This is a genomic window from Rhizobium sp. RAF56 (assembly GCF_052113965.1).
Taxonomy (GTDB): Bacteria; Pseudomonadota; Alphaproteobacteria; order Rhizobiales; family Rhizobiaceae; genus Rhizobium.
In genome coordinates, this window is the sequence record NZ_JBFRDU010000014.1 from 150,721 (window position 1) to 157,862 (window position 7,142).

Below are 7,142 nucleotides of genomic sequence, written 5' to 3' on the forward strand. Positions count from 1 at the left end.
CGCCTTTCCATGGTAGTTGCAATATTCGTCGCCACTTTCGGCAAGCCGAACTCTGCTAGTCGGCGAGGGATTTCTTCAATTGCTCGGTCGCGATGTCAATCACCTGTTCCTCGACAAGGCCAGGTTCGGGGAAGCTATCGCGGCGGACGTCCAAGCCGCGCGCACAGCACTGGGGGGCGATCAGCGAACCGGCCAAGATGAGCAAGCCGAGTTCAAATCATTCCAACCTGTCCCTTTTCAGGGTATACCTGTCTTGGCGCGCCAGGTTGTCGTCGAGCTTCGGACGTTGTGCAACCAAGGCGGCCGACGTTTCAACGCAACGCAATCGGGACCTCAAAGAGCAGATATGCATCCAATCTCATCGAGCTCTCACCCGTAGCCATTAGACCACGCTCGCAAGCTATCGCAGTAGGAGGCTTGCTCTGCATCCGGTCAGTTGCCCATAGATGCCAAGACGGGTGAAATTGTTTCGGATGATGGTCGAACAAATCCGGCAGCGCCTTTCAAATATCAGCGCCATCGCAACTAAAGCAGGCACCGAACTCAGCCGAACAGTGAAGACGATCGTACTCGTCCGTGACCTGCCCTTCCAAAGGCTGCGCAGTTTGAAGTCGAAGCCGTTAGAGCATTGAAGGATGCATGAAATGGCGGATAACATCGTAACATGCCCGGAACTAGGACCGCTGCCAGTCGTGGACCGTGAATGGGCTCATGACGCTATTAAGTTGCTTGAAGGTGATGGCCGACGGTCGGCGGATACTCACCTTGTGAAGCCTACGTTTTCGGGTCTCCAGGGCATTTCCGTGTATCTTAAGGACGAAAGCACCCATCCGACGGGAAGCCTTAAACACCGCCTTGCACGCTCGCTCTTCCTTTATGGGATTTGCAACGGAAGAATCTCACAGGGCACAAACCTGGTCGAAGCTTCCTCCGGTTCGACAGCAGTGTCGGAAGCTTATTTTGCTCAAATTCTTGGGTTGCCTTTCATCGCCGTGATGCCTCGGAGCACAAGCGCCGCGAAGATATCAGCGATAGAGCGCTTTGGAGGCCGATGCCATTTCGTTGAACGGGCCGCAGACGTATACGATGTCGCCGCTGCGGTAGCTGCTGAAACCGGCGGGCACTATCTTGATCAGTTCACCAATGCTGAACGTGCCACTGACTGGCGAGGCAATAACAACATCGCGGAAAGCATCTTCAATCAGATGCAGGGGGAGAGTCATCCTGTACCGGATTGGGTTGTCATGAGCGCGGGTACAGGGGGCACGTCGGCCACAATCGGACGTTACATCCGATACAAGAGTCTGAGGACCCAACTTTGTGTCGTCGATGTTGAACATTCTGCCTTTTATGAATCGTACAAAACCGGCAACGTTGATGTGACGCGGCCGCAGGGGTCCCGCATCGAGGGGATCGGACGTCCCCGTGTCGAGCCGTCATTCATCCCATCAGTCATCGATCACATGATCCGGATACCCGACGCAGCATCGCTTGCGGCCATGCACGTGCTGTCCGATCGCCTTTTCAGGAAGGTCGGCGGCTCGACAGGAACAAACTTTTTTGGCCTCTGCTTTATTGCGGCGAATATGCTCCGGGACAAAAGGCAGGGGTCGCTTGTCAGCCTGATCTGCGACAGTGGTGATCGATACTCTGCGACCTACTTCAATCGAGCATGGCTCAAGGAGCACGGTCTCAATATCGATCCATACCGTGAAATGCTGGAGCGCTTTCTGGACACCGGCGACTATCGGTGCGTTAACCAATAGATACTCAGAGAGTCTCACAATGAGGCGGCGTTGCAGGCTGGCGTGCCAGGGTCCGCGACACAACTGTCGGGGAGCACCGAGGAAAAGTAATGGGGGCCCGGATCGCGTCGAGTGCCCATCGATGGTCGCCGAAAGCTTCGAAGGCTGCGTGCTCATGAGCATATCGCCTGCTTCGGCGCCGACCGCAAATGTATTCGCCGGCGTCACCCGAAACCGAGCAAGGTCGGGATGGTCTCGGGCAAAGGTGCCAGCCACGAGCCAAGCCTATGGGCTTCGTCGGGCATTGCATGCTGATCGAGTAGTCGCGAGCGGTGAGACCACCGAGTATTCGTGCCATTGTCCGGCGCCCGCGAGCGCGAGTGCCGCCGCCACATTGGCGTTCTTCAGGAAGGTGAGTTCCGCGCGGCTAGTCTAGTTTGCTATTTGACGACTGCGCGGTGTCTAGCAGATCAAGCAACGGCACGTCGGCGACGGACATGGCCCACTAACGAGAACGCCAGATGCAAAGGTTCAAGAGCGATGGATCAGCCCAAAGGTTTCTCCACCCACCGCGCCTTTCGCGCATCGGAGATGAACACTTGGCGCGAGGCGGCAACCGCCGCCGCTTGGAAGCACCTGAGATGAGGGGGCCTTGCTGACCTATTCAACAATGGACAAAGCCCGACAGACGTATTCACTCATCAGTCTTCAAGGCGCCCAGCAACAAACCCGGCTTGCAAGGAAATCTCTCGATCAGTGCGTTCAGAATGACGAGGGGGTAGAGGCCGGACGGGTGTGCGGCTTCATCCGGGCGCTTTTCGAGATACTTCTCGGCGATTTCCCTAATCTTCTCCGGCGGCAGCTCCAGCCTAACCGGGACGCAGAACACCTTCGACTGCAAGCGCCGGCCGGTGAATTTCAGGACGAGGGATCGTCGTTTTTGACGCGGCAGATGAGGATGAGGCCAAGGCGCGGCTGGAAGACACGGCGTTCAGGCGAGACTTGGTCATCTTTCAGAATCAAGGTTGTTCCCTCTGGGATGGCATCTCGGAGATCCGTTTGCGCGGCGCGCTGCCAAAGGAAGCCGAAAGCTGCCAAGCCAGCCATACGATTTCGGGCAGGTCGCGGGGCCCTGGTGATCAAGACCGTGGGCTCTTGTTCCTTGTGCCCGTCGTCGATCCTTCGATAGCTGCCGACGACGATAACGATGATGATAGCGATGACTACGACCACGGCGACTGAAATCACCGTTTGAGGCAGAAGGAATCGTTCACAGGGGACTGTCAACTTATCGGCCTCGAGCCAGAGTACTACGTGCGGACTGTGAACAGGCGACCTGAAGATGGGCAATCTCAGTCCGCATCCGCATCTGCTTCGCGGTGCTTCTCAGCTCGCGATAACGGCGGGACGGAATGTCGTGGCGGGGAATGTGGAAGAGGTTGGCGATCGGATCATTGGTGGAAAGCAGCGCTGAAGCTGGTCTGGCGACTTGAAGCGCTTCATAATCCTCTCCCGTCGGCGGATCGGCTGATGTGAGTTCTCAGCTCGATTGTTCAGTCCCTTGAGGGAGCGGTGTTTGACGTCAGGCATGATACTGCGCTTTGCCGCACCATAGGACCGCAGCTTGTCCGTGATCATCACGCGTGGTGCGCGGCCTTGCCCTCTCAGGAGCTTTCGCATCAGACGCTTTGCGGCACGTGGCATTGCACCGGTGTTGCGCGAGGACATCGAGCACGAACCCGTCCTGATCCACGGCCCGCCAAGGCCACTGCTTCTTCCCTTCGCATCGTTGATGGCAAGTTCGTCCTGATCCTTGTAGGGCGGAAGTTCGGTCATGAATGGCATTCAACCAGCTAGGCCTGTTGCATCTAGCAATCTTGATTGCGTTCCCTCCCGGGAGAACCGTCTGGCAGCCGGAAAGGCGCTGCGCGAGAAGCTGCCGCGAAATCGCCTTGCTGATTGCCGTCCGAAACGGGCGCGCTATCCTTGCTGTCACCGCAGCGGCGACGCTACCGATCAAAGAAATCTCTTCGACCCAACGGGTCTCGCTGATCGCCTTCAACCGTAGAGGGGTTTGTGTTACGACAGGGCTCGCGGGTTGATGCGCGCGCATCCGGGGGATGGGACATTTCAAATACGCTTGCTCGAAATCTAAGAGCCTTGTCCGGCTCGATGATCAAGCAGTCGATCAAAAGGCGCATCGTCGCGATTGCCGCCGGGCTGATCGTGCTGATGATGGCGACTACCGTACTGTCAATGGTGATGGTCGGGCGGGTGGGTCATCTGCTCGACGAGCTGACGACAAGATACAATCCGGCCAACGCCCACCTGACGCGCATCGATATCCTGTCGTTGGAGCGCGCGCTGGCGCTCCGGCGGATGGTAATTGCCAAGATGCAGGAACCGCCTGATGAGGCCGGATACGTGGCGCGCAAGCAACTGTACGAAGCCAAGAGCGCCGAAGTCGATCGCGAAGCTCGTGCGGCGCGCGAACTGATCAACGAAATTATAGCGGATACGAGTACGCCGTCGAACAATGTTGCGCTGGCTCGTATCGAGAGCCGGCTCGGCAGCCTGATGACCGACGGCCGCCGCCTGCTTATGCAGGAGAATAGAGAGTTGTTTACGTCGCTCGATGCGCGGGACTTCGCCGAAGTCGGACCTCTCCTGTCACGTGTCGATACGCTACGTGACGAACTCTCCCAAAAGATCGAAGCCCTGCGCCAGGAGATGGTTAAAGAAAGTGATGATGCCATCGCAACGATCAAGGCCGAGCAGTCCCAGGCGGTGCTGATCTCTGGTATCGCTACGTTGCTCGCTGCGGTCGTCGGATTGATCTTCGCCAATCTCGTAAGCGGCGGCATCATTCGCTCTGTCCGGAGGTTGTTGGAAGGTACGCGCGCCGTCGAGGCCGGCCATCTCGATCAACCCATCGATGTGACGACACGGGACGAAATCGGAGAGCTTGCGGCTGCCTTCAACCGGATGGTCGTGCAGTTGCGTGACAACCGGCGCGTCAGAGAAACATTCGGCAAGTATATCGATCCGCGTGTCGTCGAAGGTCTTATCGATCAGCCGAACTTGACCGCAGCCGAAGGCCAGCGCCGACTGATGACGGTGCTGTTCTGCGATTTGAAGGGATTTACGACCCTGAGCGAAGGCCTTGTGCCGCAGGGTCTGGTCAAGATCATGAACCGCTACTTTTCGCTCATGTCCGAGCCGGTGCGAACCAACAGCGGCATCATCGACAAGTATATCGGCGATTGCATTATGGCTTATTGGGGGCCTCCCTTCGTCGGTCAGGCCGATCATGCGCGCCTTGCAAGTCTCGCCACCCTGGAGATGATCGAACAGATCGAAAGGTTGCGTCGGGAAATTCCGGATCTGCTGGGTGTGCGTGGCACGCCGATGGAGAGATGTGATCTTAGGATTGGCGTTGCGACAGGAGAAGCGCTGGTCGGCAGCATCGGCTCCGACATTATGATGAGTTATACCGTAATGGGCGATGTCGTAAATCTTGCCTCGCGCCTGGAAGGCGCCAACAAAATTTACGGCACCCGCAACCTAGTTTCCGCAAATACAATCGCCGCGGCTGCCGGCGCTGTGGAGTTTCGGGAAGTCGATAGGATCGTCGTCGAAGGCCAGACGCGCCCGGAGGTCATTTTCGAAATCCTTGGACGTTCGGGCGAAGTGACACCTGAACGATTGACATCACGGGACCGATACCAGCAAGGGCTTGCGGCTTACCGTGAACGTCGATGGGATGACGCGTTTAGCGCCCTCACATCGACTCTCGAGGCAACACCTGGCGACGGACCGTCGATGTGTCTGCTGGCCCGGATCGAGAGCATCAAGACGAACCCGTTGCCCGAAAACTGGGACGGGTCGTGGCATGTCCCAAAATAGGTTCGGACGCGCCCGGCATTCCAAGTGTCATGCTTGGCACGACAACTGGAAAGGAACCGAACTAAATTTCCTAGACTGATCAGCGTCGGCTATACCTCCAAAGTCAATGCCTACGACGATCACCCACCAACTTACCGGTCCGGCTTGTCAAATTACCGATCGCTATCTCAAGAACGGCACAAGCGCGGGCGTGGATGCCCGGTATTCTCCACAGGCCGTACCGAAGGTCTCGGCCATCCAGCGCTCCTCGATCTGCACGCGCCGAAGGAAGGAAAACAACACCGGGCCGACGGCCAGGAGAGCCGCAATGCCGCCGCGCGCAATAGCCGAACCGATGATCGCCAAGATCAGCCCGCTGTAGACCGGGTGGCGAACCAGATGATAGGGGCCGGTGCCGATGAGTTCATGTCGCTCCTTGACCGTGATAACGCCGCTCGAATTGCGGCCAAGGTGTAGCGAGCCCAGATCGAAAATCCGAGCCCGACGACAACCGCCATTGCACCGATCGCATAGATCATCAGGCTTTCCGGAAGAAGACGCATCGCTAGGAATCGCGGCCACAGGCCGGGCCCAGCCATCAGCGCTGCGGTAAGCCACAGGGGCACGGTATACGAGAGACGGGAAAACGGCTCCTCCTGACGCGCCGTCTTTTTGACCCCACGCGCTGCCACAAACCAGATCGCCGCCCTGATGAGCCAGCAAAGCGGAATAAACAGTGTCAGTAAAGATTGCTTTCAACCTCCCTAAGGACAACGCCCGATCCCCCACCCATATAAGTCTGCTCGCCGAAGTGCCAAAAGACATTCCGCCGACTCGTCCTCACAGAGATATTCGACGGTGCGGAGGGAACGCTGTAATGCAAGGTCCGGTAGCGGCGGCGTGGCGCATGTCGAAGTACCGGGGAACACTCGCCGGAAAACCATCTGGCACACGTCGGGACTTGCGGCGCAGCAACGTGCCCCTATCTCGAAGATGACCGCTTACTTGGGGATGCGTGCAAGTTTGGAGACCTCGGAACTTATCGCCACTCCACCAATCATGCGACTCGCAGTGATAGGTGTGGTCGTCAGCGTGAATGTCCCGAAAATAGTTCCGTTGGCGGAGCCAGGAAAGGATCGCGATGCTAGGCAATCTCCTATCCCCTGGTTACCGTCCCATCCTGTCGCTTCTTCGCGGCACCGGTTACCTGCTTGCCGCAACTGGCTTGCATAGCTTGTTGTTGCCGCTACGCGGACAGGCGGAGGGCTTTTCCACGGCGTCTCTCGGACTGCTCGGAACGGCGTGGGCGGCCGGCTTCGTCATCGGCTGCATCTTGGCACCGCGACTTGTTCGCCGGATCGGACACGTCCGCGCGTTCGGCACCTTTGCGGCGTCTAGCGCAATCATCGCATTGCTGACGGGCCTGATGATTGACCAGTATGTTTGGATCGTCCTGCGGGGCTTCACAGGCTTCGTGATGGCCGGCGCTTATATGGTCATTGAGAGCTGGTT

The 7,142-nt window shown here is 57.9% G+C and carries 6 protein-coding genes and 2 pseudogenes; 3 read left to right on the top strand and 5 right to left on the bottom strand.

The features are described 5' to 3' along the window. Positions 1-55: 55 nt before the first annotated feature. The gene (locus tag AB4048_RS14285; RefSeq protein ID WP_442202624.1) at positions 56-205 is read right to left on the bottom strand and encodes a hypothetical protein; all 150 of its coding nucleotides are present in this window, start codon (positions 203-205) and stop codon (positions 56-58) included. Positions 206-644: 439 nt separating this feature from the next. Between AB4048_RS14285 and AB4048_RS14290 the strand changes: the two genes are divergently transcribed. Further along, a complete protein-coding gene (locus AB4048_RS14290; RefSeq protein WP_442202625.1) occupies positions 645-1,766 on the top strand; it encodes a PLP-dependent cysteine synthase family protein in 1,122 nt (373 codons plus the stop codon). Positions 1,767-2,439: 673 nt separating this feature from the next. Here AB4048_RS14290 and AB4048_RS14295 read toward each other — a convergent pair. From AB4048_RS14295 to AB4048_RS14305, 3 genes and pseudogenes are all read right to left on the bottom strand, one after another. Next, the gene (locus AB4048_RS14295; protein ID WP_442202626.1) at positions 2,440-2,646 is read right to left on the bottom strand and encodes a hypothetical protein; all 207 of its coding nucleotides are present in this window, start codon (positions 2,644-2,646) and stop codon (positions 2,440-2,442) included. Positions 2,647-2,663: 17 nt separating this feature from the next. Further along, positions 2,664-2,978, bottom strand: coding sequence for a hypothetical protein (locus AB4048_RS14300; protein WP_442202627.1), 315 nt, complete (start codon positions 2,976-2,978; stop codon positions 2,664-2,666). Between the two features lie 55 nt (positions 2,979-3,033). Beyond that, a pseudogene (locus AB4048_RS14305) lies at positions 3,034-3,525 on the bottom strand (IS6 family transposase); the annotation flags it as partial. Between the two features lie 392 nt (positions 3,526-3,917). Between AB4048_RS14305 and AB4048_RS14310 the strand changes: the two are divergent. Beyond that, positions 3,918-5,651, top strand: a complete 1,734-nt coding sequence (locus AB4048_RS14310) for an adenylate/guanylate cyclase domain-containing protein (RefSeq protein WP_442202628.1) — start codon at positions 3,918-3,920, stop codon at positions 5,649-5,651. Between the two features lie 162 nt (positions 5,652-5,813). On the opposite strand, the gene AB4048_RS14315 is transcribed toward AB4048_RS14310, so the two are convergent. Further along, a complete protein-coding gene (locus tag AB4048_RS14315) occupies positions 5,814-6,389 on the bottom strand; it encodes a methyltransferase family protein (RefSeq protein ID WP_442202629.1) in 576 nt (191 codons plus the stop codon). Between the two features lie 382 nt (positions 6,390-6,771). On the opposite strand from AB4048_RS14315, the pseudogene AB4048_RS14320 reads away from it, so the two are divergent. Then, positions 6,772-7,142: pseudogene (locus tag AB4048_RS14320) on the top strand (MFS transporter); the annotation flags it as partial.